Source organism: Ochrobactrum sp. 19YEA23, assembly GCF_029909865.1.
Classification (GTDB): Bacteria; Pseudomonadota; Alphaproteobacteria; order Rhizobiales; family Rhizobiaceae; genus Brucella; species Brucella gambitense.
This window is the reverse complement of the sequence record NZ_JASAMQ010000007.1, coordinates 161,189-185,131: the sequence shown is the minus strand read 5'-3', so window position 1 is coordinate 185,131 and position 23,943 is coordinate 161,189. Positions and strand designations below refer to the sequence as shown.

Below are 23,943 nucleotides of genomic sequence, written 5' to 3'. Positions count from 1 at the left end.
ATAGTTATGGACCGTATGATCAGGTGAGGGGTGTCATCACAGCCGAACGGTAGGCAGGACGCAATTTCAGGCGCTCATACCAGTTTTCCAGCTGCGGAAGCGAGGGGCGTTCGATGGAGAACTCGAACCAGGCATAGGCATAGCAACCAACCGGAATGTCGCCGATGCCAAACTCTTCTCCGGAGAACCACGGCGCTTGACCTAGACCGTCATTGGCAATCTTCATGGAACGGGCAAGGCCGTCGAGACCGCGTTGCAGGATTGCCGGGTCACGCTTGTCTTCCGGCAGGCGGATCATATGCTTCATGACATTGCTGAAATCGGTGTAGAGCGTGGTGGAGGCCCAATCCATCCACTTCTCCGCCTGCGCGCGCCTGGCCGGATTCTCGATCCAGAGGCTGTCCTTGCCGTAGGTGGCGGCCAGATAGCGCGTGATGACATTTGATTCCCACAGCACGGTCTCGCCGTCTTCGACAAGCGGGATAAGGCCGTTCGGATTGCGTGCGAGGAAGGCCGGGTCGTCAAGCCCGCCAAACTGGCCGCCAACATCGAACTGTTCGTAATCAAGGCCAAGTTCCTGCGCTGTCCAGAGCGCTTTCTTGACGTTGGTGGAATTGGTGCGGCCCCAGATTTTCAGCATGATACTGCCCATTGCTATGCTTCAGGAATTGGATGCATCCCGCCGAGCGGCGAATGCACTTGTTGATTAAACAGATAGCCCCCGGAAGCTGCAAGGCTGCCGAGGGCTAAATTCAGGTCGATCTGGTTAAATCAGCGAACAAGATGCCGTGTCAGCTTCCGTTCGAGATAATCCCAGATGTGTCGTAGCACTTCCACGATCAGCAGGTAGATCACCGCCGCCCAGAGATAGGTCTGGAAATCGAAGGTGCGGGAATAGGCGCGCCGCGTTTCACCCATCAGGTCGAGAACCGTGATGATGGCAACGATGGCCGAACCCTTGATCATCAGGATGATTTCATTGCCGTATGGACGCAGGGCAACGATCAGCGCCTGTGGAAGAATGACTTTCCAGAACGTCACGCGCTTGGAAATGCCAAGTGCTGCTGCACCTTCCCATTGGCCCATGGCAACGCTCTGGATCGCGCCGCGCAGGATTTCAGCCTGATAGGCAGCCGTATTGAGCGAGAAGGCGAGAATGGCGCAATTCCATGCATCACGGAAAAATACCCACAGGCCGATGCTTTCCAGGAAAGGCCGGAAGGTGCCGAAACCGTAATAGATCAGGAAGGTTTGCGCCAGAAGCGGTGTACCGCGGAAGAAATAGACATAGCCGAAGGCAATGGCTTTCAGCCAGCGGTTGTTCGACATGCGTGCGGCGGCAATCGGGATCGAAAGCGCGGCGCCGACAAGGATCGACACGACGACGAGCTTCAGCGTGATCAGAAGGCCGGACCAATAGCGCGGACCATAAGTCTCGAAGAGATCGATCCGCCAGACATTGTAGAGATAAATGGCCAGGCCCGCGAAGAGCAAAGCCCAGATACCGACGAAGATATGGCCTGCAACGCGTGCGCGGGTCCATTGGCGGACGACGGGCGGCGGCGCTATGACGGCAGCACTGCTTTGTGTGACAGCTTCGCTCATGATCATGCACCCCGCGACCGGTTGCTGCCCGCATCAGCCCATTGGGCAATGCGGTTGATGAAATAGGACGAGATGATCGCGAGAGCGAGATAGAGCAGGCAGGCAACGCCGAAGAACAGGAATGGCTCTTTGGTCACGCGGGCTGCGATGGATGTCTGCCGCATGATGTCGGACAGGGTTATCACCGATACCAGCGAGGTATCTTTCAGCAGCACCAGCCACAGATTGGCAAGACCGGGCAGGGCAATGCGGATCAGCTGCGGCAGGATGACCTTGCGCATGGTCTGCCAGTGCGACAGCCCGACCGCATAACCGCCTTCATACTGCCCGCGCGGAATGGCGCGGAAAGCCGAGAGGAAGACCTCACTCGAATAGGATGAGAAAACGAAACCGAGCGCCACCATACCCGCGGCGAAGGCATTGATCTCGACATTGGCATTGATGCCAAACAGTGCCAGGAGTTTCTGCAAGCCGAGAGAGGCGCCGAAATAAACCAGGAACAGGGTCAGAAGTTCTGGAAGACCGCGGAAGATGGTCGTGTAGATATTCGAAGCCAGTCGGATTGACGGTTCGGTCGATTGCTTCCCCAAAGCAACCAGAAATCCAAGAACGAGGCCTACGGGCAGGGTGGCTATTGCGAGAGTAACCGTTACCAGAAGCCCCCAGGCGATACTTCTCGACCAACCTTCAGGGCCGAAACTCAATAATGTGGCGTAATGTTCCATCGCCTTTTTTCTTTTTTCTGGGCGGTTATTTGTCCGGCGGTCTCTGTTTCGAGCGCTTCTACCGAACTGTCCGCCATAAATGATGTGCGCCGGTTTGTTTGATACAAACCGGCGCATACGTCTTCAAAGAAACTTAGTTCTCGGCGCCGTAAGCGTCGAACTCAAAGTACTTATCGTTGATTTCCTTGTACTTTCCGTTGGCACGGATCGCCTTGATAGCTGCGTTGAACTTTTCAACCAGTTCCGGGCGGCCCTTCTTGAAGGCAACGCCTGCGCCGGGACCGTGAATTTCAACAACTGGCGGGAAGGTGCCGACCATCTTGCAGCATGCGCCATCCGGGGTCTTCAGCCATTCGCCCAGTGTGACGCTATCGTCATTGGCGGCGTCGAGACGGCCGTTGGCCAGATCGAGACGATATTCCTCAGCGGTTGGGTAGGCCTTGATCGTGCTGTCGGTAAAGGTCTTTTCCGAGTAATTGGCATGGGTGGTGGAAACCTGAACGCCGATCGTTTTGCCGGCGAGATCTTCCTTGGTCACACCCTTGATGTCGCTATCCTTGGGAGCGACGATGCCCGGAGGCGTATTGTAGTATTTGTTTGAGAAATCGACCTGCTTCTTGCGTTCATCGGTGATGGACATGGAAGCGATAAAGGCGTCGAACTTGCCAGCCTGAAGTGCTGGAATTGCGCCATCCCATTCCTGGGTGATGAAGGTACATTGCGCCTTCATTTCATCGCAAAGTGCCTTCGCAATATCCACGTCAAATCCCGACAGGGTGCCGTCCGGCTTGATGAAATTGAAGGGGGGATAGGCGCCTTCCGTGGCGATGGTGAGCTTCAAAGGCTCCTGGGCATTTGCGGCGCCGATGGCCAATCCGCCAGCCATGGTTGCAATGGTCGCAACCGAAGCTGCTGCTACGATACGCTTCAATACGCGCATATTTAGTCCTCTCGTTTACTCTGGCTGGTTCCCTGATTATTTTTCTGGTCAGCCATTTGTCGTGCAATTGCAATTTATAATTGAGGATTATCGATCGATAGACATTCCTCCCGCCGCTACCAATAGATGGTTCAGCAGAGGCTGCGCAATATATTTTCGCATGTTCGCCGCCGCCCTCCAACATGATCGCAATATTCCCACCACTTTTCACCGGAAGGCAAGATGGCTCGCGTAATAATTTTGCGTATAATTATTGCTGAATTCACAGCGTATTCCGCCGAAAGTGGCAGCAAAATAGTGAAAGCTGACGTTTTGGCGGAAAGTGGTAGGGAATTGCTCAAAGCGCCATTTCATTTTGGATGAAATCGGCAATTTCATCGACCATATTGATATCGAAGACCGGCAGGCTCAAGCCCGGTTGTGGATAATTGGTTGCAATCGCGACGATGCTTGGGTCGTTTTCGGCGAGCGGTGGGCCGTCGTGACTGCCAGTTCGGCGTAGCTCGATTTTCTTGTGCGGCTCACGTTTATAGCCTTCGACGAGAATCAGATCGCAGGGCGCAAGCTTGTCCGCGATGTCTTGCAGCGAGATTTCCGGCCCGTCGAGATTTTCATGCATGATGGCGAAGCGGCGGTCTGAAACGATGGCGACTTCAGCCGCTCCGGCCTTGCGATGCCGCCATGAATCGGTGCCTTCGTGATCGATGTCGAAATTATGATGCGCATGTTTGATTGTCGCGATGCGGTAGCCCCGTTCTGTCAGGCAGCGCACGAGCTTTTCGGTCAGGGTGGTCTTGCCGGAGTTTTTCCAGCCTGTAATGCCAAAAAGCTTGTGCGTCATGACATGGCTCCGTTCAGTCGGCTCAATCGCCGGGCTTCGACGAGATCGTCGGGTCGGTTGATGTTGAAGAATGGATCATAGGTTTCCGAGCGATCCCTCGTCGTTACAAGCGGAAAGTCTACTGTTTCGAAATCAACATCGCGTGCGAATGCCAGAACACTGGCTTTCTCCGCTGTCGAAAGCCATTCTTGCAGCCGATCCGCCAGTTGCGTCCGCCACAGGCCAAAGATTGGGTGAACATGCCCGGCTGAGCTCGCAAGAACGATGTCGCTGCCGGTCTGTTTTTGGCGTTCGAGGAGCTGTTGGCCAAGATCAGCGGGAAGAAAAGGGGTGTCCGCTGCTGCGGTCAGCAGCCATGTCGAGTTTTTTGCGTGCGTGAGCGCCGTGAGAATGCCGGGTAGAGGACCGCCATGTGCTGCGGGGATATCCGCAATGACGTCCAGACCAAGGTTGGCCAGCCGGGACGGGTCGCCATTGGCATTGATGAAAAGCGCTCCGACCTGCGGTCTCAGGCGTTCGGCAACCTCGGCGATAATGGAACGGGAACCCAGAGCCTGCAGGAACTTGTCTCCCGCTATTCCACCTTCGCGCATCCGGCTCGACAACCCGCCAGCGATGATAGCGCCGGTGATATCTGGTTGACCGACCATTATTTCGGCCCGAGACCGGTTGGAATTGAAGCAAGGGTGCTTTTGTTCTTTTCGCGCTTCTTCAGCGCGTTTTCGCGATAGACCATGTAGATGCCGCTTCCGACGACCATAACAGAGCCCATGATTGTATAGCTATCCGGCGCTTCGCCAAAGACCGCTATGCTCAATCCTATCGCCCAGAGCAGGCTGGAATAGCGGAATGGGGAGACGAAGGACACTTCGCCCTCACGCATGGCTAGAATGATGAAGTGATATCCTATCAGCAGCAGCACGGCAGCAACGAACATGGCCGCAACGGGAATAAGCCCGATAGGCTGCCATCCGCCCATTGGGACAGTTAACACGCCGCCGGTGATTGCAATCGCACAAGCAGTGAGCGTGGAAAGATAAAGTGTTGGCACATGGGCCGGTACACGACGCGTCGCAATGTCCCGCATCGCCGCAAAACCGACGCTCGCCAGCAATACGGCGATTGCGCCGAAACCTGCCGCACCGGCTGAACCGGGACGAATAATAATCAGAACACCGACGAAACCGACCAGAATACAAGCCCAGCGCCGCCAGCCGACTTTCTCCTTGAGAAAGACCGCCGCTCCAAGCGTGACCACCAAAGGCGTTGCCTGAAACACGGCTGAACAAAAGGCCTGTGAGAGATGCCCGAGCGAGACGATGTAAGTAATGGTCGCGACCACTTCGCCCAGCACGCGCAGGACAGTCATCCGCTCCAGAGAAAGCTTGCGCAGCGCACCATGACGCCAGGCCAGAAAGCCAATCATCACAGTCGCGAAAACGCCACGGATCAGCATGTACTGACCGCTGTTCATTTCCGTGAGAAGGAACTTGGTGATGCTGTCCCCGATGGTGAAAACACCCATGGCGAGAAGCATATAAATACTTGCGCGGAAATTGTCTGACTGCAGCACGGTATAGAATCCAGTTTAGAATCCAATACCGTGTTCAAGTGTATTTCGCGACAATTATTTGTGAGCGTCTTCACTCAAAAGTATAAACGGGTTTTTATCCGCCGGTAAGGCTCATATGACGTGCTACGGCTGGCCGGTTATGATCGCGATCGATGATGAAATCATGGCCCTTGGGCTTGCGAGAAATAGCCTCGTCGATAGCCTGGCTCAGGAAAACATCACTGTCGTTCTCGCGTAGCGCCTTGCGCAGATCGGCATCATCATTCTGGCCGAGGCACATATAGAGCATGCCGGTACAGGTGAGGCGAACACGGTTGCAGCTTTCGCAGAAATTATGCGTCAAAGGTGTGATGAAGCCGAGACGTCCGCCAGTTTCCTCGATCGTCACATAGCGGGCGGGGCCGCCCGTTCGATACGGGATATCGTTCATCGTGAACTGGCTTGAAAGGTCGCTGCGCAGCTGCGACAGCGGCAAATACTGGTCAGTGCGGTCGAATTCGATTTCACCCATCGGCATGGTTTCAATGAGCGTCATATCCATATCGCGGCCATGGGCCCAGCGGATGAGGTCCGGGATTTCGAATTCGTTGAAATCTTTCAGCGCAACTGCGTTGATCTTCACACGGATACCGGCCTTCTGGGCGGCATCTATACCCTCAAGCACACGGGCCAGATCGCCCCAGCGTGTAATCTCGTGAAACTTGTCAGGGTTGAGCGTATCGAGGGAGACATTGATGCGCTTGATGCCGCAATCGGCCAGCTCTCCGGCAAAACGCGAAAGCTGCGAGCCGTTGGTGGTCAGCGTCAGCTCTTGCAGCGCACCGGATGCCAGATGACGCGAAAGCCCACGGATCAGATGCATGATGTTCTTGCGCACCAGCGGTTCACCGCCAGTCAGGCGCAGCTTGCGCACGCCCCTGTCGATAAACACAGTGCAGAGCCGTTCCAGCTCTTCCAGCGTCAGTAAATCCTTCTTGGGAAGAAAGGTCATGTGTTCCGCCATGCAATAGGTGCAGCGGAAATCGCAGCGGTCTGTCACCGAAACGCGCAAATAATCGACCGTCCGCCCGAAAGGATCGATCATCGGTCCGGTCGGAGAAACAAAGGACTGTGCCTGCAAGGTTCTCATCTGTGAAGCCATTGTTTCCATAAGGTACGACGCAGTATCCTCCTGCTCATATGAGATAGGACTTCCGCTTCGTCTTGTCCAGTTTTGCAGCGCTGAAGCAGTTTCAACATACTTGCGGTATTCTGTCATGCAGCCTATCACAAGCAGACTTCGACGATTGCGGAGCGATATTTGTTATGGAGAACAGCAATGAGCGACGTCTGGCCGACTGAACTGCGCGTTTCCAGCGACCGCAAATTGCTGACGGTGGCTTTTGACAGCGGCGAACGTTTTGAACTGACCGCCGAATTGTTGCGCGTGCTTTCTCCATCGGCGGAAGTGCAGGGCCATTCACCAGAACAGCGCATCACGGTGGGCGGCAAGCGCAATGTCGAGATCATCAAGGTCGAGCCGGTGGGCAATTACGCGGTCCGCATCACCTTCGATGATATGCATGATACTGGCCTGTTTTCATGGACCTATCTGCATAAGCTCGGCACCGAGAAAGAGACGCTTTGGCAAACCTATCTCGATGAACTGGCCGAAAAAGGGCTCAAGCGCGACCGCTGATCTCGGACCTCACTCTTTCTCAAGCATTTCCGCGATACGCCGCATCATGTCGCCCATGGCGTTGCATTGCGATGCGGTGGAATGCGCCATGACGCGGTCGATCAACTCGCCATAGACCGCTAGCGCTTCGCCGAGCAGTTTCTCGCCATCCTGCGTGAGGGTCAGGCGGATGATGCGCTTGTCGGTCGCGTCGCCGGTGCGCATCAGCAATCCACGATTCTCCAGCTTCGGCAGCAACATCGTGATGTTGGAGCGTCCAACGAGAATTCTGCGGGCGAGATCGTGCTGCGATTCGCCCGGATGGCGATAAATATTCATCAGCACATCGAGATCGGCGATCTTAAGATCGAAGGGCGCCAGTCCCTGCGCCAGCGCACGTTCAACCGCTTTGCCGGCTCTCGCAACAGCAATCCAGTTCTTGAAGCGCGGATTATCCCACGGCAGCTTTTGTATCTTGTCTTGCATTTTGTTCATTCTTGTACAATTATTTGTTCAGGATTGAACATGATTGAGGCCCCACTATGGCGACGTTATCTCTTCAGGTTACGCGATTCGGTCTGGCTATGCTCGGACACATCGCGCCGGAACGCGCCGGTCGCGCGGCATTCAAGATTTTTTGCCGCACGCCCAGCCGCAAGCCGAGAACAAAAGCCTATGCGGAAAAACTGCAGCACACGAGCGAAGAGTTGCTCAAGGCCAAAAGGCTCGATCTGATTATCGATCGGGGCGTTGTGGCAACCTATTTGTTCGAGCCCGCAGGTGTGGACCGATACAATGCTCGCACATCGCTTGTGGTGCATGGCTGGGGTTCGCGCAGCGCGGATATGATGGCCATTGTCAGTGCGCTGGTCGCGCGCGGTGAGCGGGTTGTCGCCCTCGATCTGCCAGGACACGGCGCTTCGGCGGGACGCGAACTGCATTTCGTTCAGGCCATCGCGGCTGTCGATGCCGCGTGGCGTCAATATGGGCCGTTCTACGCCATGGTGGGGCATTCCTTCGGTGGCGCGGTCGTGGTCAATGCGGCTGCCGGGCCACTGGGCTGCTATCGTGAGCGACGTCCCGCCAAGCTGGTCACGATTGCGTCACCGCATTCTATGAATGGCGTCTTCGAAGGGTTCGGAAAGGTGCTTCGCTTGAACGCTGATGTGCGTCAGGCGATGAAGGACACTGTTCAGCAAATTGCCGCGCGTCCGATCCATGATTTCGATACCGATGTGCATCTGCGCCGACTGTCGATCCCGACGCTGGTTATTCATGCGCGCGATGACAAGGAAGTTCCGGCGCGCTGTGCGGAAATGGCTGCCAAAGCAGGGTCTCATGTTAGGCTTCACTGGGCTGATGGTCTTGGGCACCGACGGATCATAGCCAGCACGGATGTGGCTGACAAAATTGCAGATTATGTGAGCGGCCCCATTCCCTTACGAGCGGTGGCATAGGGACTGCAACCGGTTAGGCGGCGGTCAGTCTGTCCCATGCCGCCATTGCGCCATGAGCTGCGGCGACCAGACTTTTCGCGGTACCACCGTCGCGCGCAAGGATGGACATGCCGTTCTGCACCGTCGCGTAAAACGTGGCGATAGCGCTGGTGTCAATGGTTGCGGGCAGGGAGCCTTCCTCGATACTGCGCTGAAGGCGGGTGCGCAGCACTTCAATGTTGTTGTTGCGGCGCTCTTTCAGAACATTGCAGACATTTTGGCTGGACTGGGTGCGGTTAAGCGCATCCAGCGCGATCAGGCATCCACGTGGCTTGTCGGTGACCGAGAAAGTCTCGGCGCTCGCCATCAAAAAGCGCTCGAATGCCTGCTTCACGTCTGGCGTTTCTTCCAGTTGCGCCCAGATATCCGTGCCGACTTCGTTCGAATAGAGCGACAGGGCATCCATATACAGCCCTTCCTTGCTCCCGAAGGCGGCATAAAGGCTGGGCGCGTTGATGCCCATCGCGGCTGTCAGGTCCGACAGCGACGCGCCGTCAAAGCCTTTTTCCCAGAAAACATACATTGCTGCGCGCAATGCCTGTTCCCGGTCAAAGTTGCGAGGTCTTCCGCGTTCTGACACGTCAATCTCCTTTTTGTATTGATCGTTAAATAAACCGCTTGACGGCATTCGGCAAGCCTGACACCTATTATGTATCAATCGATACAGAAAGGATGCCTTCATGTCTGGAAAGCCTTTGAATGGGAAAGTGGCCTTTGTAACCGGTGGTAGCCGCGGTATCGGTGCTGCGATTGCGCGGCGATTGGCCAAAGACGGTGCAAGTGTTGCAATCACCTATGTAAGCTCGAAGGAAAAAGCCGACGCAATCGTATCGGCGATCACTACCGAAGGCGGTCAGGCCGTCGCCTATAAGGCCGACAATCGCAATGCGGATGAGATTGCCGCCGCGATTGAAGCGACGGTGAAAGAGCTTGGACGACTGGACATTCTGATAAACAGCGCAGGCATCTGGAAAGCCGCGCCGCTGGATCAGGTGACGCTTGCGGATTTCGATGAGGTCATGGCGGTCAATTTTCGCGCAGTGTTCGCGGCTATCTCCGTAGCTTCGCGGCATCTGGGCGAGGGTGGACGCATCGTCACCATCGGCTCCAATCTGGCTGATCTTGTCGCTTGGCCGGGCATTAGCCTCTATGCCGCCAGCAAGTCGGCATTGATTGGTCTGACGAAGGGGCTTGCCCGCGATCTTGGCCCCAAGGGCGTTACGGTCAATGTCGTGCAGCCCGGATCCACCAATACGGATATGAACCCCGCTGGCGGCGACCACTCCGGTCCGCAGCTGGAGCGTATCGCGACGGGCAGCTATGGCTCGCCGGATGATATTGCAAATCTGGTGACGTGGCTGGCCGGGCCTGAGTCACGCTTCGTTACGGGTGCCACGCTGACCGCCGACGGTGGAGCGAATGCCTGATACAGAAAGGGCGGCTTTGAAAGCCGCCCTTTTATCGTGTCGGGTATCAATCGGGCAATGATCAGCCCAGATTGAGTTCCTTGAAGAAGTCATTGCCCTTGTCGTCGATGACGATGAAGGCCGGGAAGTCTTCCACTTCGATCCGCCAGATGGCTTCCATGCCCAGTTCCGGATATTCGACCACTTCGACTTTCTTGATGCAGTCTTGCGCCAGACGAGCGGCTGGGCCGCCGATGGAGCCGAGATAGAAACCGCCATGGCTTCCACAGGCTTCGCGAACCTGACGCGAACGGTTGCCCTTGGCGAGCATCACCATGGAGCCGCCGAAGGACTGGAACTGGTCGACATAGGAATCCATGCGGCCAGCCGTGGTTGGACCGAACGAACCCGATGCATAACCGGCAGGCGTCTTGGCTGGACCAGCGTAATAAATCGGATGGTCCTTGAAATAATCCGGCATGGATTCGCCGTTTTCGAGCCGCTCGCGAATTTTCGCATGCGCCAGATCACGGGCGACGATGATCGGACCGGTCAGCGAAAGCTGCGTCTTGACGGGGTGCTTGGACAGCTCTTTCAGGATCTCGGCCATCGGCTGGTTGAGATCAATCTTCACCACATGCGACGACAGCTTTTCTTCGTCAATTTCCGGCATGTATTGCGCCGGGTTGGTTTCCAGCTGCTCCAGAAAAATGCCTTCCTTGGTGATTTTGCCCTTGGCCTGACGGTCTGCTGAGCAAGAAACGCCGATTCCGATTGGCAGCGATGCGCCGTGGCGCGGCAGACGGATGACGCGCACGTCATGGCAGAAATATTTGCCGCCGAACTGTGCGCCAACACCCAGCGACTGGGTCAGCTTGTGGATTTCAGCTTCCATTTCCAGATCGCGGAACGCATGGCCGGTTTCCGAACCTTCGGTCGGCAGGCTGTCGAGATAGCGCGTCGAGGCTAGCTTGACGGTCTTGAGATTCATCTCGGCCGATGTGCCGCCGATGACAATTGCCAGATGGTAAGGCGGGCAGGCGGCTGTGCCGAGGCTGAGAATCTTGTCCTTGAGGAAGTCGATCATCCGGTCATGGGTCAAAAGCGAAGGCGTGCCCTGATACAGGAACGTCTTGTTGGCCGAACCACCGCCTTTTGCCACGAACAGGAACTTGTAGGCGTCTTCGCCTTCTTCATAGATGTCGATCTGCGCAGGCAGATTGTTCTTGGTGTTCTTTTCCTCGAACATAGACAGCGGCGCGAGCTGCGAATAGCGCAGGTTCTTCTTGTTATAGGCGTCGAGCACACCGCTGCCGAGCGCATCGGCATCGCCGCCTTCGGTCCAGACGCGACGGCCCTTCTTGCCCATAATGATCGCAGTGCCGGTATCCTGACACATCGGCAGAACGCCGCCTGCAGCGATATTGGCGTTTTTCAGAAGGTCATAGGCCACAAAGCGGTCGTTGTCGGTCGCTTCCGGGTCTTCCATGATCTTTGCAAGCTGCTGGAGATGACCCGGGCGCAGCAAATGGTTGATGTCGGCAAATGCTGCTTCGGAAAGAAGACGGAGCCCTTCCGGGTCGACTGTCAGGATTTCCTGACCTTTGAACGTATCGACTGAAACAAAGTCGGAGGTCAGTTTGCGGTAAGGGGTGATGTCTTCGCCAAGAGGAAAAAGATCGGCGGCGCTTGCTTCTGCCATCGTGGTACCTCGCTTGCTTGCCTGCCGCACCGGTCGGCAATCGCAAGATCGCCAGCCTGCACGTTATGTTGCTCAGAACCCGGATTGCTGGGCAGCATCCGGGATAAATTCTGAGGGGCTTTTAGCGCGATGAGAGGCGGAAGCCACTGCGGCACATTGCGCAATGGGGCAAACACGGCACCATCTGTTGCGGGCCACATGTTGCTTTAATGCGTCTCCCTCAAAGTTTTGTGATTAATTAAAAGCGAGAAATTGAAAGAAGTGGCATTAGCGTTAAAACTTTCTATACGAGATTCATAAAATCTACGCGAAATGATTGAGACGGATTCGCCTTTTGGCGGACATGCTAACTTTGGCGGTTGAAATGCAGTTTTCTCGGCGCGCGCAGATGGATGCAAAGAAAATTCGCACGAGCGGGTCTTATATCCGCAATGCGATGGTACTGGCTCTGGCCGCATCAGCCTTGTTCCCGGTCACGCAGGCGCAGGCAGCGAATTCACTTTTCGAGCTTTTCCAGCAGCGCCGCCAGCAGGCCGCGCAGCCTGTCGCTCCGCTTCCGCCTGCCGTCGTGGCTCCGAGTACAGCTGCGGCAGCGCCAACGGCACCAACACGCATCGTCCCGCCTGCACAGCGCGTGACGGTCAAGGGGCCGGAAATCTATGATTACAAGCCGGAATCGCTGATCAAGATAGATTTCACGGCGCTCGACATGCAGGTTACGGCTGCAACCGCGCCGGCAGCCATTGTTGATCCGCTGACATCGGGCATGTCCCCGATCCGCGTGGAAAAGACGCCCGATGCGAGCGAAACGGCTGGCAATCGCGCTTTCGATGCCGCGATGGATTATTTGAAGTCCGTCGATGTGAAGGCTGAAAAGCCAATCGCGGAAGCGATTGTTTCTTATTATTCGACCAACCGTTCTTTCATGTGGTCGGCTGACGGCAAGGTGCTGGATCGGGCCAAGGCCGTTGCAGCGTTCTTTGCACGCGCTGGCGAAGATGGTCTCAATGCCGATGAATATGCGGTGACGATCCCCTCGGACAATTTCGATCCGGCGCAGAACGAAGAACGCCAGCAGAAGCTGGCCGAGTTTGAAGTTCGCATGTCGGCTCGTGCACTGCGCTATGCAATGGATGCGGGCGAGGGGCGCGTGATCGCCGACCGTCTGAGTGGTTTCCACGATCTGCCGCGTGATCGCGTCGATCCGAAAGCGGTGCTGGCCCGACTGGCTGGCGAAGCCGATCCGTCCGCCTATCTGCACGGGTTCCAGCCGGATAATGCGCAATATGCGGCTTTGAAACAGGCTTTGTCCGAGACGGAAGCGCCGACGGGTGAAGCCGTTCGTGTCTCTCTCGATGGCGCCATTCGTCCGGGCGATACCAGCGACCAGCTGGCCAAGATCGTGGCGCTGATCACCAAACACGCGCCTGCCGACTATCTGGAAAAGCACCGCGACGTCTTGCAGGCTCATGCCGATACGAGCCTTTACGATCCGGAGCTGGTTTCCGCGATCAAGGACTACCAGAAGCTCTCGGGCAGTGCGCCTGATGGTGTCATCGGGCGAAACACGGTTTCTGCGTTGCAGGGTGAGCAATCATCGGTGAAGCGTGACCGCATTCTCTATTCGATGGAACGTCTGCGCTGGCTGCCGCATGATTTCGGCACGCGCTATGTAATGGTCAACCAGCCTGCCTACCGCGCCGAATATTTCGAAGGCGGTCAGGAAAAGCTGGGCATGAATGTGGTGATCGGCTCGCCGACCCATCAGACCTATTTCTTCTATAACAAGGTGCAGACGGTTGTTTTCAACCCGTCCTGGGGTGTGCCGCGTTCGATTATTCTGAACGAAATGCTGCCCAAGGTCATGCGCGATACGAGCTATCTCGACCGCAACGGCTATGAAGTTTATCTCGGCGGCAAGAAGGTTTCGGCGAGCGCCGTCAACTGGAGCGCCGTGGCTGCGGGCAAGGCGCATGTTGGCATTCGTCAGAAGCCGAGCCTCGACAATGCATTGGGCGAGCTGAAGATCCTGTTCCCGAACGAACACGATATCTACATGCACGACACGCCGGCAAAGTCCTATTTCAGCCGTGACATGCGCGCACTGAGCCATGGCTGTATTCGTCTGGAACGTCCGCGCGACATGGCCGCAGCCGTACTTGGCAAGCCGGTCGGCGATCTGGAGAAGTATTTCGGCAAGAACGAGCGCGGCATCAAGGTGCCGGAGCCAGTGCCGGTCTATATTTCCTACTTCACGGCATGGCCGGACGCGAATGGACAGATTCGCTATTACGGCGACGTTTATGACCGCGACTCAGGCATGCAGAAGGCTTCCGATAAAACGGCAGCCTCGCGACTGGCGGCGCTCTGATCGATGCTCAGCCTCTGGTGTTCAGGGGCAGTACAGATTTTCAAGTCTTGGACATGGCCGTTATCGCTCGATAACGGCCATTTTCGTTTGGGCTTGCCGAGTTGATTTACATGCGAAAATCAATTTGGGAAATGCAGCGGCGGGTGCTTGACTTTGCCCCGAGCGGGACCGTATATCCGCGTCACCTTGATTGAGCGCATTGCAGCTCTAAGGGCGCGTAGCTCAGCGGTAGAGCACTCCCTTCACACGGGAGGGGTCACAGGTTCAATCCCTGTCGCGCCCACCAGTCAAGTCATTGTTTCAGCTATATAAATCACTGTTTTTTAAACTTGTCGCTTGGCAAGAAATGGAAAACGAAAGTAGAACATGGCCGAGCTAAGCGGGTAAAATCCGTGGAATTAGTTCTTCTTCCGTTCCAGCTTCTTTGATACCGGCAGGAGATTAGAGCGCTTCGCCTCATCTGTCGCCACTACGTGCGCATAACGGGCCGCAGATGCCATGTCAGTCCATGCACCTGTTCCCACTAGCCCACGTACATCTAGCCCCCCGTATTTACGCATCCAAGTTGCCCACGTGTGCCGAAATACGTGAAAAGTCACGAAGTCCACATCGGGTCCGGCTTTCTTTTTCGCCTCTTCAAGCCATGTGTACAAACGGCCTGACTTGCTGAAACGGAACAGCTTTCCATCTCGTTCAAGTCCGCGAGGATGATTCGCGATAGCGGCGACGACAGTAGGCGGCATATGAACCGCTCGTGGTTTGCCGTTCTTCGTAGCTGGAAGGTAAGCCATCCCCTCAGTCAGATCCAATCTAGCTATCTCCAACTTGAGCAATTCGCCAAGACGCATGCCTGTATAAAGGAGCGTGTGAAGGAAGATTCCGAATTCGGCATCCTTTTTATATGCAGCGTCCAACAACCGAAACGCCTGCTTATCAGTCATCCAGTCGGTCTTCATATTGCCTCTGGAGCCTTTTGGGCGCTTCCATTGCTGGTTTAAGCCCGCATGCTTCAGAATAGCGGAAATGACCGTATAGACTTGTCTATTGCGCGTTGCCGGGGTTGCGGTCGGGTAGAGGCCAATTGCAATCGTATCGATAAGCTGTTGATCGATATCAATCAGGCGATGATGGCCAATGCGCTCGACAATGGGTTCGATGAAGCGTTCGTTGCCCGTTGCCGCGATATAATCCGTAACCGCGTCTAGGAAGGTCGGTTCTCCGGGCTTTCGGAAAACTCCGCCTTCGATTTCTTCTTTCCAGAGTTTGAGGAGTTTTGCTGCCGTATTTTTGTCAGTCGTCTTTGTACTTCTGTCCATTGAGACCCCGAAGTGGGTGCCACGAACGTAGTAGTACGGCGACTTGCCCGCACGGGGAGGGATGAGTTTGAGTGGCATTTCGTTTCTCGTCTTAATCCTTCAACAATCGCGTCCAAGTCCTTCTCAGTGAAGAATTTCTTGTGACCGACAGTGAAGTAGAACGCATGGCGCTTGATAATTTCTTGCAATGTTCTCCGGCCAATGCGGAGCCTTTCTGCGGCTTCATTCATGGAAAAGATGGGTGACATCCTCACTCCCTTTCCCGCAGTGCGGCGCGGCTAGAATGATCGACCTTCATCAGGTGTTTTCGGGCCTTGCCTTCCCATTCATGCAGATCGCGCTCGTACTGATCGAGCACCCAGAGGTGTAGTGTTCCGCTTCTCGTTGCCATCGGAGCATGCTCATTATCAATGTTATGACGCTCGACATAATCATCAAAACGGCCCGATGCTTCCCATTTTTCCGGTTCCTTTGATGCCTTGAGAGCGTTATTCCGGCGATCAATCGCATCCATCTGGCGGGCACGAACGACAAGGTTCAATGCTTCATTGAGCAATTCGGTGCATGTCTCGCACGTCATTCGCCGCCGCCTTTCAGGGCTTGGCGACCGGCAGTCTCTCCGCTGATTTCGATGTGATCCGCAATCTCGCGCAGCAACGAGGCCATCTGGCGAAGCTTCTGTTGGTTCGGGTCATCGTCGCGGTACGGTCGCATATGCGGCACATCACCAATCAGCGCCGAGAAATATGTCCGCGTGGGGTTGTGGAGATAACAATGCTCGCCATTTGGGAACAGAGTTTCCATAAAGGCAAATGCCTGTTGGCGTGTCAGCTTCATTCGCTCTGCTCCCCAAGTGGGCTGGTGTTGAGCATGGCGCGCCAAATGTCACGCTCCATATGGCGTGGATTTCCTTTACCTAGCGACTTGAAGCCTGCTTCTTTCATCCCCTCTGTCGGCTCCTGTAGAGTGGCGAGGATGGTGGCGGCAGTGGATCGAACGATGATCTCAACAGCCGCTGTAGGGTCTTTCTCGTAACCGCTATTGTCGGCGGCGACGATGCATCGATCAATGAGTTCCTTACTCGGCATGGCTGGCCTCCTGATCCATCTGCATCACTCTTGAAGCCTGCAAAAGTGTCAGTTTTGTATGATCCGCATCATTGAAAACCGGGATTGCCACGAACAGAATGCCTGCCTTGGTCATATCCTGCGCGATGCTCATGGCTTCACGTATCTGCGCGACTTTACTGGCCATTCGAAGCCTCCTTTGCGCGCAAGAGGGCGATGCAGATTGCCAGCGGGAATGTTGGCGCTTGACCTTGGACGCGCTTGCCGTTGACCATTTCGACGGTCCAGCCGAATGATTTATATCCGCTCGGAGAGTCTTCATAATCTTGGCCAACATTGTCGAATACCCACCCCGGCAACACCCTCTCAGCCAGCGCGATAGCGGCGTCTACAGATCGCGTGTATTCAGGTACGACGATCTTCCCTTCTGGCCCAATCCAACGGTCACCGGGGAATACCTGCCAGCCGTTTTGCAATACAATCTCCGCATCCACTTCCCTGTCAGGCGCGTCTAGCTTGGAGAGACGGGTAATGAGGTCGGTCATGAGCGCTCGCCTCGAGCTTTGGCGAGGACAGAATACGCAGCACGAATTGTCTGCTCTATAGGAATAAAGACACCTTCGCCCTTGGCAAACCCATCAAGTGCAACCGTCGCTTCTCGCAATACATCGTATAGCTCAGGCGCAGCGGAGATTAGATGGCCTGTCGCAACGGCTTCCTCTATGTCCCGCCATGAGTTCTGCTTTACTTTGCAGATAGCCTTCGCGAAGCCATTTCGGGTATAGTCATTGGCATCGCCATGGTTCAGGCAGACTGTTTCCATGTCTGCGCCTAAGCGCCATGGTCCGGGAGTAAATTTGAATTCATTCATAGCGCACCTACATAGAAAAGAACTGCACGAATAAGGTGATAGCCAAGGTAGAATAATGCCCCGCCAGCAAGTGCAAACAGCGTTGCCAATCCGACAAAGGCCAGCAAAATAAGCGGTGTGGGGTCAGGGTAGCGGCTCATGACGGCTTCCCTCCCAGCGCGGCGCGGGCACGGCGGCAGTCGCCAAGCGTTACAAATACGTCCTGAATGTCTGGCCAAGGACCGTTTTCGTCTGGATCGTCATAACCCAAAGCGGATTTGGCAAACGGCTCCAGCGCCTTTTCAGCCGCCGCTAGCTTGGCTTCTAAGGTATGCGCACGGCTCTGCCATTTTTTACGAGACTTACGCATGAAAGCATAGTCAGCAACCAACTCGGCGTTGTCTGCTTCTAGCCTTTCCTTCTCCGCCCGTTCCGCCGCCAATAGCTCCTCAGCCTGCGAGCGTGTGACCATCGCAACCGGACTATTTTCGGGCTGGATATACGATCCGTCATGAACTTCCACGTCTACATCCGGGTAACTGTCGGTTGGCGTGATGTGTAAGCTTACGCAAGTCACCAGACCCGTATCTGTAGCGGCAGGCGCGGGGCGGGTGTTCCAACTATGCGCGGCGGCACCGGGCTTTTTATATTCGCGAGTGGTAAGGCCGCACACTTTGCATTCAACGCGCTCCCTGTACCATTTCGACGGGCAAGCTCGGCCAGCCGTACCACTACGGCGCAAAAGCTTGGCTTCACCTTCACACAGCAGACAAGGCTTCAGTTCACTCGCCATGACGGTCGCCTTCCAAATATTCGTTAAAAACCGCCGCCGCTTTCGCCAAGTCGTCAATGTGGACAAAGGCGCGACGGAAGCCGTCAGGATGAGCTTGCACCTTGATGCGGTAGCCAGCCTTGCGAACGGCGGTCGCGGCGGCTTCGTGATCTGGCCCGCACAGATCGCACAAGTTCGGCCATCTCACGCCGGCAAACGTGCGGTAGCATTGCGATTGGTGCTTAATCGCCATGACGGTCGCCTCCTGATGGGTGGGAAAGCGCCTTCGCGCACTTCGGACATGTGGCCGTTCCGTCTTTGTGAAAAATCCAGCCGTAAGAGCGCAGTTGGTTTCGCGCCTCGCCGCCAGTCTCGCACGGCATGTTCATATGCGGGAACTCGCGCCAATCGTGTTCCGGGTTATCGTACTTGCAGTACGCATGCAGGTCGTAAGAACCCTTCCATGTTTCCGGGTTGTCCAGCAGTTTGATTTGCTTCCCCATCACGCCACCTCGCCGCTTGGAAGGGTGGGGAGAGGACGCCAGTGGGTGGGGCCTTGCGGGTTGTACAAGAAATCGTCGTGGTCTTCGTCATCCCAACAAAGATGCTCGCAATTCCAATGGCCTATTTCTACGCTTCCATTCACGAATATAAGGCACTCGACATACTCATAATCGGAAAGTCCCGGCTTTTCTGGAAGTCTGTCACCCGTGGAAATCCACCCCTGCGCGCCCGCTTGGTCGGGCTTATCCGCTACTGGATGGGATGCGAGGGCGCGGATAGCCTCGTAAACCTCAAATGCGCCTTGCTGATAGATCGAGCTTGCGCTGTCTACAGATGCCTCACCGTGGTATTCGCCATTTTCGGAAATATCGAACGCAATCCGCGCCGCTTCCTCCAGCAAAGCCGCTCCGCCAGCGGAAGGCTCAAGCGCGGAGAGGACTATTCTTATGCCATCAGCAACAGCGTTTCGGTTGCTCAAAGTCCAACCTTCAGGGAAAATGGCTTGCGTCACTTCCATTAGCAATTTTCCTTCGTCCTTCACCCGCACTGCTGCTAGGTGAGGGGCGGCTGCGGTGAGGGCTGATTTTGCCATTTCAGTATATGTATCGCCTGCTCTACGGATGGCGTTCGCTGCCGCCTGTACTGCCTGTTCTGGAATGGTCATGGCTGCACCTGTTCTGTGCTCACATAAAGCGGACGCTTACGGGGAGTGGGTTCTCGTTGGAGGCGTTTTGGCTGCTTGTCCTTGGTGGAAAGCTTCGAAGACGGCGATTTGATACCCAGGTGTTTATCCTGCTGCCGGTTCACCTTGGCGCGCACAGTGGCTTCAGCCTTGGTCTTGGCCGTGTGCTCATCCTTGCAAATCGCATGGAGATTGCTTTCGCGATGCTCTCCGCCCAGCCAGAGTGCAACCTTGTGATCGAACTCCGGTTTGTTGCCGGGGCCGAATGGCTTACTCGACAATGCGCAGCAGCCTTCCTGACGGTTTACGATGCGGCGCTTTACGCCATCCGGGATAACAGCATCGTCGTTCTTACCGATCCATTCTTTGACGGTGCGCGCCATCACAGCCCCCAATCCAGAGAGCCTTTGCGGTAGGAAATACCGCGCTCAACTGCGATAATGGTTGCCATGACGTTGCGAAGTTCAGCTTCGAAATGGCTATGGCGCTTCTTCTGCTTCTTGGCCTTTGCTATTTCAGCCTTGAGCGATTCCGCCTTGCGACGAAGGCTAGGGAGGGGGTCGACATAGCGTTCCCAGAGGGCGCGGAACTTGGATGCGATGAAATGAATGATCATGCTGCGTCCTCCAAGAAGGCGAGCGGGTCATAGCCGATGGCTTCGGAAAGTTTGCTCATCGCCAGTTCCATGTAAGTGGAAAACTCGTCATGGTTCATGGCTTCAAAAGAAGTGCTGTCCGTTGCGATGTAGGATGATCCGTCGAGGTTGTAACGAATTTCGACATAGCCGCAGGCGCGCTTGAGAGCGTCATGAAGCTTCTCGGCGTTAGGCCACTTGCCAGTTGCCTTGACGACTTCGCTTAGCGCTTTCCAATAGGTGCGATGCTGTGGAAGGGATCGCTTCGTCAGCGAAGCCAGGTTGAACTCAGTTCCAAGTGGAGCCGCCAGAAGCATTTCAGCGTCGAAGCTGGAAACAGGCTGCAGACCACGCGGCGTCTTGCGAACGATGATGAGAGACTTTTCTTTTTTCGCCATCATCGGAACTCCGGCGCAAACGGGATCTCATCGTCCAGATCATTCGAGAAGTTTGCGGGCTGTCCAGCATGTCGTGATGGCGTAGGCTCTGGCCGCTCATCTCGCTTCGGTGCGTCGAAATCGATGTGATCGACGCGGATTGCCGGATAGGTCTTTCCGTCATGCTCGCGCATGCTGAACTCGCCGGAAGCCGTAATCTTGGTTCCCTTGCGCAGATACTGCTCAAGGCTCTCGCCGCGCTTGCCCCAGATAGAAGCATCGAACCAGATCGTGCTTTTGTTCTGACCGTAGCCTTCATCGACGGCGACCGTGAAGCCGAGAACAGCATCACCATTCTGTGTGCGACGGAGAACAGCGTCTTTGCCAATGCGGCCCGTAATGTTGATGATCTTCATGATTAAGCCGCCTTCTGTTCTTCGGGAAGCGTGTTGCCGTATTCGGTGAGCGCCTGCTTCAAGTTGGCCTGCCAGTCAGTCGGCAGCTTGCGGCGCAGGGCTTCGCATTCAGGATCACGCCACCACCGGCCAAGATCGGCGCGGGTTGTGTTTTGGCGCATGTCTTTCTCAAGAGCCGCATAGGTTGCGCGGGTTTCGTCATTCTTCGGCGCTGGCTTTCCGGTGTTCGCTGGCTCCGAAGGCTTCGCACGAACTTCGTCCGGCATTTCATCCTCGGAGTAGACAAGGCCATGAATGCCAACCAGCTTGAGAACGACGCGATCCTTTGCCCGCTTTTCAGCCATGGCCCAAGGATAGGCATTCTTGTTGTTCTTCGGGCTTGCTTCTCCGGTCGCCCATTCAACTCGGTCGCCCATCTTCCCAGACACGACCATTACAGCGATGCCGTTGGCGGTATCGGCCTGAACGATTTGCGGCGCTGCCCATTCGACACTTGCCTTGGTAGCGACTATTTCCAGAGCGGCATGCTTGCAAACCCATTGCTTGTTTTGCGGGATTTGCCAGAAGTCGCTAGCTGAAAGTTCATACTTTGCGCGGACAGCTTCGATGCGCGGGTCAAGGTTGTTAGACATTACGCAACCTTCCGTTCTTCTTTGATTGTAACGCCGTCGATGTTGCGATTGCCGCGTGCAACGATCTGGCGAGCGAGATCATCAAGGAAGCCGGAAAGCTCAACCTTGTGATGTTGCCAAACGTAACGGGCAAAAGCGGTATAGTCGGTGACTTCCGCGACGTATGAGGCGCGGAGAGATGCGGCGCGACCGAAGCCCTTTGCTGTTGCCTTCTCGTTGCCAATGCGACGGGCAACTGCTTCCGCTGCTTTGGCATCCTTCACAAGCTGCTCTGCGCGCTCGCTCTGTTCGAGATTGTCGCCGGTACGCTGGCGCATGGCTTCCATTGCCGCTAGTTCTGCTGCTTCCGCTTCCTTTTTTGCGGCTGCTTCACGCTCAAGGCGCTCGTCCTCTAGCTTTTGAAGCCATGGCGCGAGAGCCTTCTTGCAGGCCTCGACAGCCTTAACAGTCTTGCCGGTGACAGACTTCGTCTTGCCGATCAGGAGATTGTAGCGCTCCTGAATTGCCGCCTTTGCATCGTCATGAGGCTTAGCCTCATCCTTACGGGCTTCGTCTGCTTCCTTCTCTGCTACCTGAATAAGGCGCATGAGCTTCTGGATTTCGTCAGCCTGCTCTTGGCTGGTGATGCTTTCACCATCGAGCCAGAGCTTGGCTTCATCATACAGGCCGTCGATCTTGTCCTTGACGGTTTCGTATGCCGATGGTGGGTTGTTACCGCCAATGACGGCACGTTCGTTTTCGCATGTCATGTCGTCACCGTGCTAGATTGAGATTGCGGAATGCGGAGTTCCAGAGGCGTTCGGACTTCTGCCAGTATTCAGCTGCGCGAAGGCCTTTTCCCTTGATCTCGGCGTAGATCGCCCAATCGCGGTATTCCTTGGCCAACTGGCGCTGAACTTGCGAAAGGGAAAAGAACTGCTGCTTTGCTTGCTCGCTCATGCTGCCAATCCTTCTTGAATAAGGTCGCGAGTGTCCGTCAGGTCGAGGTAAATCGACCGGATTTCGCGGCGGGCGTCATATGGGAGTGGGCGGGCGAGTAGATCGCCAGCGGCTTCAATTCGATCTTCGATAGGCTTGTCTGTGCTGATTGCGGTCAGATACAGTTCAACCTGATCGGCTGTGAGGTGATCGGCATGGTTGGTCATGATGCCACCCGCTGGTCAGTGAGCGCGTTTTCTGAAAGGCGCTTCATAGTTTCGGTCAGTGGGTTGATGAATTCGACTTCAATTCCATTCTTGCGGGCAAGATCGATGACATTGCCGAGCGCGCCCATGAACTCGCGGAACTTTGTTTCTTCCGCAGTTGGCAAAGAAGCAATGAACTTGCGGGCCTGATCAACTAGGTCGTAGGTGTCGGCACCACGGAACGCTTCTCCTTGCGTGTCCCAAGAATTGATGGCGTTTGGCTTTCTCCAGCACAACCGAAACAGATACTCGGTATGGCTTTCGATCCAGAACATCGCTTCAGCACCACTTTTGCCTTTATCGGCAAGGAGGCCCTGAAGCTCGTCGCAGACCTTCTGCATTTCTTGGATTGTCATGGACTTAGAGGCCATCAACTTCCCTCCTTGCGATATCCGCCATTCTTTCAAGGTGGCAGAGCATGAGAAATGCTGCTGAAACACCAGCAACGGCGAGGGTGAAAAGGATTGTTGCGAGGGTGCAGAGGGTCATTTCGCACCGCCTTCGCGGGCTGCGATCATGGCGTCGGCAAAGCGATAGAAAAATATGGCCTGCGCAAGAAGCACTTCATCTGACGCGTCTTGGTCATAGTAACCAATATCCATGCTTTGAGCTGAAAGATCGCCCGCCAGCGCCTGTGCTGCGAAGTAATCGCGCAGCGTCATGCCTGCGCTTGAAATGGGGTAACCATAGAGATTGCCATTTTCATCGCGTTGAACCATGTCGCGGGTCGGGAATGCTGGACCGCCTGTTTTAATCTCGGCCATCGTCTTACCTCCACCGGCTGTCAGAGCCGATAAAACGGGACTGTTCGTCTGTGATGAAAACGGGATTGTCCTGATTGCGGACAAAGCGGTGAGCGTGGCCCAGCTCGCTTGCGAACATGATCTTGCGGAGGCGGGCGCTCGCATTCTGATGCTCTGCCAGCCATGCGTTGTATGTTGCCCATGCGCGGGCCATTACGCGGCGCTGGCGGGAGTAATCACGAACCGGCTTTTCTGCCTTTACGGTCAGGCCGATAAGTGTCTTTGCCACTTCGTTGTAGGTATTCTGGATTGAGGGATGCATGTTGCGCTCCGATCTCTTAACTTGAGATCAGACTATGAGAAACTCATAACTATGTCAAACACGAATATGGAAAAGTCATAATATTTTTGACGAGCGCATTCCGCTATGGCAGAATCAGGGCTAAAGAA

General features: G+C 55.5%; 38 protein-coding genes, 1 tRNA gene and 1 pseudogene. 5 read left to right on the top strand and 35 right to left on the bottom strand.

Going from position 1 to position 23,943, the window contains the following annotated elements; all coding sequences use genetic code 11:
• Positions 1–19: 19 nt before the first annotated feature.
• The 8 genes from QBD01_RS18425 to moaA all read right to left on the bottom strand — a co-directional run bounded on the left by QBD01_RS18425 (position 20) and on the right by moaA (position 6,813).
• Positions 20–640, bottom strand: a complete 621-nt coding sequence (locus QBD01_RS18425) for a glutathione S-transferase (RefSeq protein ID WP_280994111.1) — start codon at positions 638–640, stop codon at positions 20–22.
• A 131-nt stretch (positions 641–771) separates the two neighbouring features.
• On the bottom strand, positions 772–1,605 hold the full coding sequence (locus QBD01_RS18420) for an ABC transporter permease (protein WP_182521883.1): 834 nt from the start codon (positions 1,603–1,605) through the stop codon (positions 772–774).
• Positions 1,606–1,607: 2 nt separating this feature from the next.
• On the bottom strand, positions 1,608–2,330 hold the full coding sequence (locus QBD01_RS18415; protein WP_138785175.1) for an ABC transporter permease: 723 nt from the start codon (positions 2,328–2,330) through the stop codon (positions 1,608–1,610).
• A gap of 133 nt (positions 2,331–2,463) precedes the next feature.
• The gene (locus tag QBD01_RS18410; RefSeq protein ID WP_138785174.1) at positions 2,464–3,270 is read right to left on the bottom strand and encodes an ABC transporter substrate-binding protein; all 807 of its coding nucleotides are present in this window, start codon (positions 3,268–3,270) and stop codon (positions 2,464–2,466) included.
• Positions 3,271–3,607: 337 nt separating this feature from the next.
• Positions 3,608–4,111, bottom strand: a complete 504-nt coding sequence (gene mobB, locus QBD01_RS18405) for a molybdopterin-guanine dinucleotide biosynthesis protein B (RefSeq protein WP_280994025.1) — start codon at positions 4,109–4,111, stop codon at positions 3,608–3,610.
• Entirely contained in the window at positions 4,108–4,761 is a 654-nt protein-coding gene (gene mobA / locus QBD01_RS18400) for a molybdenum cofactor guanylyltransferase MobA (protein ID WP_280994024.1), read from the bottom strand. Before mobA ends, mobB begins: the two co-directional genes overlap by 4 nt.
• Complete coding sequence (locus tag QBD01_RS18395; protein ID WP_280994110.1) at positions 4,761–5,648, bottom strand: DMT family transporter; 888 nt, start codon at positions 5,646–5,648, stop codon at positions 4,761–4,763. The genes mobA and QBD01_RS18395 overlap by 1 nt, the downstream gene beginning before the upstream one ends.
• Before the next feature lie 130 nt (positions 5,649–5,778).
• The gene (moaA, locus tag QBD01_RS18390) at positions 5,779–6,813 is read right to left on the bottom strand and encodes a GTP 3',8-cyclase MoaA (RefSeq protein ID WP_280994109.1); all 1,035 of its coding nucleotides are present in this window, start codon (positions 6,811–6,813) and stop codon (positions 5,779–5,781) included.
• Positions 6,814–7,002: 189 nt separating this feature from the next.
• Between moaA and QBD01_RS18385 the strand changes: the two genes are divergently transcribed.
• Positions 7,003–7,362, top strand: coding sequence for a gamma-butyrobetaine hydroxylase-like domain-containing protein (locus QBD01_RS18385; RefSeq protein WP_078340433.1), 360 nt, complete (start codon positions 7,003–7,005; stop codon positions 7,360–7,362).
• 9 nt (positions 7,363–7,371) lie between these two features.
• On the opposite strand, the gene QBD01_RS18380 is transcribed toward QBD01_RS18385, so the two are convergent.
• Positions 7,372–7,836 carry a MarR family winged helix-turn-helix transcriptional regulator gene (locus QBD01_RS18380; protein WP_280994023.1) on the bottom strand — a complete coding sequence of 155 codons (465 nt, stop codon included), beginning with the start codon at positions 7,834–7,836 and terminating at the stop codon, positions 7,372–7,374.
• Positions 7,837–7,883: 47 nt separating this feature from the next.
• Between QBD01_RS18380 and QBD01_RS18375 the strand changes: the two genes are divergently transcribed.
• Positions 7,884–8,798 (top strand): alpha/beta fold hydrolase, encoded by a 915-nt coding sequence (locus QBD01_RS18375; RefSeq protein ID WP_280994022.1) that lies wholly within the window; start codon positions 7,884–7,886, stop codon positions 8,796–8,798.
• A gap of 13 nt (positions 8,799–8,811) precedes the next feature.
• Here the strand turns inward: QBD01_RS18375 and QBD01_RS18370 are convergent, their stop codons facing one another.
• The gene (locus QBD01_RS18370; protein ID WP_280994021.1) at positions 8,812–9,417 is read right to left on the bottom strand and encodes a TetR/AcrR family transcriptional regulator; all 606 of its coding nucleotides are present in this window, start codon (positions 9,415–9,417) and stop codon (positions 8,812–8,814) included.
• 100 nt (positions 9,418–9,517) lie between these two features.
• Here QBD01_RS18370 and QBD01_RS18365 point away from each other — a divergent pair, with 100 nt between their 5' ends.
• On the top strand, positions 9,518–10,264 hold the full coding sequence (locus QBD01_RS18365) for an SDR family oxidoreductase (protein ID WP_280994020.1): 747 nt from the start codon (positions 9,518–9,520) through the stop codon (positions 10,262–10,264).
• Positions 10,265–10,325: 61 nt separating this feature from the next.
• On the opposite strand, the gene QBD01_RS18360 is transcribed toward QBD01_RS18365, so the two are convergent.
• Positions 10,326–11,945 (bottom strand): fumarate hydratase, encoded by a 1,620-nt coding sequence (locus QBD01_RS18360; protein ID WP_280994019.1) that lies wholly within the window; start codon positions 11,943–11,945, stop codon positions 10,326–10,328.
• Positions 11,946–12,333: 388 nt separating this feature from the next.
• Between QBD01_RS18360 and QBD01_RS18355 the strand changes: the two genes are divergently transcribed.
• The gene (locus QBD01_RS18355; protein ID WP_392391444.1) at positions 12,334–14,316 is read left to right on the top strand and encodes a murein L,D-transpeptidase; all 1,983 of its coding nucleotides are present in this window, start codon (positions 12,334–12,336) and stop codon (positions 14,314–14,316) included.
• A gap of 211 nt (positions 14,317–14,527) precedes the next feature.
• Positions 14,528–14,602: transfer RNA gene (locus QBD01_RS18350), tRNA-Val, on the top strand.
• Between the two features lie 112 nt (positions 14,603–14,714).
• Here QBD01_RS18350 and QBD01_RS18345 read toward each other — a convergent pair.
• The 24 genes and pseudogenes from QBD01_RS18345 to QBD01_RS18235 all read right to left on the bottom strand — a co-directional run bounded on the left by QBD01_RS18345 (position 14,715) and on the right by QBD01_RS18235 (position 23,815).
• Positions 14,715–15,710: a site-specific integrase gene (locus tag QBD01_RS18345; protein WP_280994017.1), complete on the bottom strand. Its 996-nt coding sequence runs from the start codon at positions 15,708–15,710 to the stop codon at positions 14,715–14,717.
• Between the two features lie 29 nt (positions 15,711–15,739).
• Positions 15,740–15,862: pseudogene (locus tag QBD01_RS25465) on the bottom strand (helix-turn-helix domain-containing protein); the annotation flags it as partial.
• 20 nt (positions 15,863–15,882) lie between these two features.
• Positions 15,883–16,188, bottom strand: coding sequence for a hypothetical protein (locus QBD01_RS18340; RefSeq protein ID WP_280994016.1), 306 nt, complete (start codon positions 16,186–16,188; stop codon positions 15,883–15,885).
• Between the two features lie 20 nt (positions 16,189–16,208).
• Entirely contained in the window at positions 16,209–16,469 is a 261-nt protein-coding gene (locus QBD01_RS18335) for a hypothetical protein (RefSeq protein WP_280994015.1), read from the bottom strand.
• Entirely contained in the window at positions 16,466–16,720 is a 255-nt protein-coding gene (locus tag QBD01_RS18330) for a hypothetical protein (protein WP_280994014.1), read from the bottom strand. Before QBD01_RS18330 ends, QBD01_RS18335 begins: the two co-directional genes overlap by 4 nt.
• Positions 16,710–16,886 (bottom strand): DUF1382 family protein, encoded by a 177-nt coding sequence (locus QBD01_RS18325; RefSeq protein WP_280994013.1) that lies wholly within the window; start codon positions 16,884–16,886, stop codon positions 16,710–16,712. The genes QBD01_RS18330 and QBD01_RS18325 overlap by 11 nt, the downstream gene beginning before the upstream one ends.
• Positions 16,876–17,244 (bottom strand): hypothetical protein, encoded by a 369-nt coding sequence (locus tag QBD01_RS18320; RefSeq protein ID WP_280994012.1) that lies wholly within the window; start codon positions 17,242–17,244, stop codon positions 16,876–16,878. Before QBD01_RS18320 ends, QBD01_RS18325 begins: the two co-directional genes overlap by 11 nt.
• Complete coding sequence (locus QBD01_RS18315) at positions 17,241–17,570, bottom strand: hypothetical protein (RefSeq protein WP_280994011.1); 330 nt, start codon at positions 17,568–17,570, stop codon at positions 17,241–17,243. The genes QBD01_RS18320 and QBD01_RS18315 overlap by 4 nt, the downstream gene beginning before the upstream one ends.
• Positions 17,567–17,710, bottom strand: coding sequence for a hypothetical protein (locus tag QBD01_RS18310; protein ID WP_280994010.1), 144 nt, complete (start codon positions 17,708–17,710; stop codon positions 17,567–17,569). Before QBD01_RS18310 ends, QBD01_RS18315 begins: the two co-directional genes overlap by 4 nt.
• A complete protein-coding gene (locus QBD01_RS18305; RefSeq protein ID WP_280994009.1) occupies positions 17,707–18,342 on the bottom strand; it encodes a Lar family restriction alleviation protein in 636 nt (211 codons plus the stop codon). Before QBD01_RS18305 ends, QBD01_RS18310 begins: the two co-directional genes overlap by 4 nt.
• The gene (locus QBD01_RS18300) at positions 18,332–18,574 is read right to left on the bottom strand and encodes a hypothetical protein (protein WP_280994008.1); all 243 of its coding nucleotides are present in this window, start codon (positions 18,572–18,574) and stop codon (positions 18,332–18,334) included. The genes QBD01_RS18305 and QBD01_RS18300 overlap by 11 nt, the downstream gene beginning before the upstream one ends.
• Positions 18,564–18,824 (bottom strand): hypothetical protein, encoded by a 261-nt coding sequence (locus QBD01_RS18295; RefSeq protein WP_280994007.1) that lies wholly within the window; start codon positions 18,822–18,824, stop codon positions 18,564–18,566. The genes QBD01_RS18300 and QBD01_RS18295 overlap by 11 nt, the downstream gene beginning before the upstream one ends.
• Positions 18,824–19,489, bottom strand: coding sequence for a DUF551 domain-containing protein (locus QBD01_RS18290; RefSeq protein ID WP_280994006.1), 666 nt, complete (start codon positions 19,487–19,489; stop codon positions 18,824–18,826). Before QBD01_RS18290 ends, QBD01_RS18295 begins: the two co-directional genes overlap by 1 nt.
• Positions 19,486–19,890: an HNH endonuclease signature motif containing protein gene (locus QBD01_RS18285; protein ID WP_280994005.1), complete on the bottom strand. Its 405-nt coding sequence runs from the start codon at positions 19,888–19,890 to the stop codon at positions 19,486–19,488. Before QBD01_RS18285 ends, QBD01_RS18290 begins: the two co-directional genes overlap by 4 nt.
• Positions 19,890–20,123 carry a hypothetical protein gene (locus QBD01_RS18280; RefSeq protein ID WP_280994004.1) on the bottom strand — a complete coding sequence of 78 codons (234 nt, stop codon included), beginning with the start codon at positions 20,121–20,123 and terminating at the stop codon, positions 19,890–19,892. The genes QBD01_RS18285 and QBD01_RS18280 overlap by 1 nt, the downstream gene beginning before the upstream one ends.
• On the bottom strand, positions 20,120–20,542 hold the full coding sequence (locus QBD01_RS18275; protein WP_144897335.1) for a hypothetical protein: 423 nt from the start codon (positions 20,540–20,542) through the stop codon (positions 20,120–20,122). Before QBD01_RS18275 ends, QBD01_RS18280 begins: the two co-directional genes overlap by 4 nt.
• On the bottom strand, positions 20,539–20,934 hold the full coding sequence (locus QBD01_RS18270) for a single-stranded DNA-binding protein (RefSeq protein WP_280994003.1): 396 nt from the start codon (positions 20,932–20,934) through the stop codon (positions 20,539–20,541). Before QBD01_RS18270 ends, QBD01_RS18275 begins: the two co-directional genes overlap by 4 nt.
• A gap of 2 nt (positions 20,935–20,936) precedes the next feature.
• Entirely contained in the window at positions 20,937–21,566 is a 630-nt protein-coding gene (locus QBD01_RS18265; protein WP_280994002.1) for a hypothetical protein, read from the bottom strand.
• On the bottom strand, positions 21,566–22,315 hold the full coding sequence (locus QBD01_RS18260) for a hypothetical protein (RefSeq protein ID WP_280994001.1): 750 nt from the start codon (positions 22,313–22,315) through the stop codon (positions 21,566–21,568). The genes QBD01_RS18265 and QBD01_RS18260 overlap by 1 nt, the downstream gene beginning before the upstream one ends.
• Positions 22,316–22,319: 4 nt before the next feature.
• A complete protein-coding gene (locus tag QBD01_RS18255; protein WP_280994000.1) occupies positions 22,320–22,505 on the bottom strand; it encodes a hypothetical protein in 186 nt (61 codons plus the stop codon).
• Positions 22,502–22,711, bottom strand: coding sequence for a hypothetical protein (locus QBD01_RS18250; protein WP_280993999.1), 210 nt, complete (start codon positions 22,709–22,711; stop codon positions 22,502–22,504). The genes QBD01_RS18255 and QBD01_RS18250 overlap by 4 nt, the downstream gene beginning before the upstream one ends.
• Positions 22,708–23,121: a hypothetical protein gene (locus QBD01_RS18245; protein WP_280993998.1), complete on the bottom strand. Its 414-nt coding sequence runs from the start codon at positions 23,119–23,121 to the stop codon at positions 22,708–22,710. Before QBD01_RS18245 ends, QBD01_RS18250 begins: the two co-directional genes overlap by 4 nt.
• Before the next feature lie 114 nt (positions 23,122–23,235).
• The gene (locus tag QBD01_RS18240; protein ID WP_280993997.1) at positions 23,236–23,514 is read right to left on the bottom strand and encodes a hypothetical protein; all 279 of its coding nucleotides are present in this window, start codon (positions 23,512–23,514) and stop codon (positions 23,236–23,238) included.
• 4 nt (positions 23,515–23,518) lie between these two features.
• A complete protein-coding gene (locus QBD01_RS18235; protein WP_280993996.1) occupies positions 23,519–23,815 on the bottom strand; it encodes a hypothetical protein in 297 nt (98 codons plus the stop codon).
• Positions 23,816–23,943 lie beyond the last annotated feature (128 nt).

Coding starts and splice junctions, on each gene's coding strand:
- QBD01_RS18425 (WP_280994111.1), bottom strand. CDS start 640: ATGCTGAAAATCTGGGGCCGCACCAATTCCACCAACGTCAAGAAAGCG.
- QBD01_RS18420 (WP_182521883.1), bottom strand. CDS start 1,605: ATGAGCGAAGCTGTCACACAAAGCAGTGCTGCCGTCATAGCGCCGCCG.
- QBD01_RS18415 (WP_138785175.1), bottom strand. CDS start 2,330: ATGGAACATTACGCCACATTATTGAGTTTCGGCCCTGAAGGTTGGTCG.
- QBD01_RS18410 (WP_138785174.1), bottom strand. CDS start 3,270: ATGCGCGTATTGAAGCGTATCGTAGCAGCAGCTTCGGTTGCGACCATT.
- mobB (WP_280994025.1), bottom strand. CDS start 4,111: ATGACGCACAAGCTTTTTGGCATTACAGGCTGGAAAAACTCCGGCAAG.
- mobA (WP_280994024.1), bottom strand. CDS start 4,761: ATGGTCGGTCAACCAGATATCACCGGCGCTATCATCGCTGGCGGGTTG.
- QBD01_RS18395 (WP_280994110.1), bottom strand. CDS start 5,648: ATGCTTCTCGCCATGGGTGTTTTCACCATCGGGGACAGCATCACCAAG.
- moaA (WP_280994109.1), bottom strand. CDS start 6,813: ATGAGAACCTTGCAGGCACAGTCCTTTGTTTCTCCGACCGGACCGATG.
- QBD01_RS18385 (WP_078340433.1), top strand. CDS start 7,003: ATGAGCGACGTCTGGCCGACTGAACTGCGCGTTTCCAGCGACCGCAAA.
- QBD01_RS18380 (WP_280994023.1), bottom strand. CDS start 7,836: ATGAACAAAATGCAAGACAAGATACAAAAGCTGCCGTGGGATAATCCG.
- QBD01_RS18375 (WP_280994022.1), top strand. CDS start 7,884: ATGGCGACGTTATCTCTTCAGGTTACGCGATTCGGTCTGGCTATGCTC.
- QBD01_RS18365 (WP_280994020.1), top strand. CDS start 9,518: ATGTCTGGAAAGCCTTTGAATGGGAAAGTGGCCTTTGTAACCGGTGGT.
- QBD01_RS18360 (WP_280994019.1), bottom strand. CDS start 11,945: ATGGCAGAAGCAAGCGCCGCCGATCTTTTTCCTCTTGGCGAAGACATC.
- QBD01_RS18355 (WP_392391444.1), top strand. CDS start 12,334: ATGGATGCAAAGAAAATTCGCACGAGCGGGTCTTATATCCGCAATGCG.
- QBD01_RS18345 (WP_280994017.1), bottom strand. CDS start 15,710: ATGCCACTCAAACTCATCCCTCCCCGTGCGGGCAAGTCGCCGTACTAC.
- QBD01_RS18335 (WP_280994015.1), bottom strand. CDS start 16,469: ATGAAGCTGACACGCCAACAGGCATTTGCCTTTATGGAAACTCTGTTC.
- QBD01_RS18330 (WP_280994014.1), bottom strand. CDS start 16,720: ATGCCGAGTAAGGAACTCATTGATCGATGCATCGTCGCCGCCGACAAT.
- QBD01_RS18325 (WP_280994013.1), bottom strand. CDS start 16,886: ATGGCCAGTAAAGTCGCGCAGATACGTGAAGCCATGAGCATCGCGCAG.
- QBD01_RS18320 (WP_280994012.1), bottom strand. CDS start 17,244: ATGACCGACCTCATTACCCGTCTCTCCAAGCTAGACGCGCCTGACAGG.
- QBD01_RS18315 (WP_280994011.1), bottom strand. CDS start 17,570: ATGAATGAATTCAAATTTACTCCCGGACCATGGCGCTTAGGCGCAGAC.
- QBD01_RS18310 (WP_280994010.1), bottom strand. CDS start 17,710: ATGAGCCGCTACCCTGACCCCACACCGCTTATTTTGCTGGCCTTTGTC.
- QBD01_RS18305 (WP_280994009.1), bottom strand. CDS start 18,342: ATGGCGAGTGAACTGAAGCCTTGTCTGCTGTGTGAAGGTGAAGCCAAG.
- QBD01_RS18300 (WP_280994008.1), bottom strand. CDS start 18,574: ATGGCGATTAAGCACCAATCGCAATGCTACCGCACGTTTGCCGGCGTG.
- QBD01_RS18295 (WP_280994007.1), bottom strand. CDS start 18,824: ATGGGGAAGCAAATCAAACTGCTGGACAACCCGGAAACATGGAAGGGT.
- QBD01_RS18290 (WP_280994006.1), bottom strand. CDS start 19,489: ATGACCATTCCAGAACAGGCAGTACAGGCGGCAGCGAACGCCATCCGT.
- QBD01_RS18285 (WP_280994005.1), bottom strand. CDS start 19,890: ATGGCGCGCACCGTCAAAGAATGGATCGGTAAGAACGACGATGCTGTT.
- QBD01_RS18280 (WP_280994004.1), bottom strand. CDS start 20,123: ATGATCATTCATTTCATCGCATCCAAGTTCCGCGCCCTCTGGGAACGC.
- QBD01_RS18275 (WP_144897335.1), bottom strand. CDS start 20,542: ATGATGGCGAAAAAAGAAAAGTCTCTCATCATCGTTCGCAAGACGCCG.
- QBD01_RS18270 (WP_280994003.1), bottom strand. CDS start 20,934: ATGAAGATCATCAACATTACGGGCCGCATTGGCAAAGACGCTGTTCTC.
- QBD01_RS18265 (WP_280994002.1), bottom strand. CDS start 21,566: ATGTCTAACAACCTTGACCCGCGCATCGAAGCTGTCCGCGCAAAGTAT.
- QBD01_RS18260 (WP_280994001.1), bottom strand. CDS start 22,315: ATGACATGCGAAAACGAACGTGCCGTCATTGGCGGTAACAACCCACCA.
- QBD01_RS18255 (WP_280994000.1), bottom strand. CDS start 22,505: ATGAGCGAGCAAGCAAAGCAGCAGTTCTTTTCCCTTTCGCAAGTTCAG.
- QBD01_RS18250 (WP_280993999.1), bottom strand. CDS start 22,711: ATGACCAACCATGCCGATCACCTCACAGCCGATCAGGTTGAACTGTAT.
- QBD01_RS18245 (WP_280993998.1), bottom strand. CDS start 23,121: ATGGCCTCTAAGTCCATGACAATCCAAGAAATGCAGAAGGTCTGCGAC.
- QBD01_RS18240 (WP_280993997.1), bottom strand. CDS start 23,514: ATGGCCGAGATTAAAACAGGCGGTCCAGCATTCCCGACCCGCGACATG.
- QBD01_RS18235 (WP_280993996.1), bottom strand. CDS start 23,815: ATGCATCCCTCAATCCAGAATACCTACAACGAAGTGGCAAAGACACTT.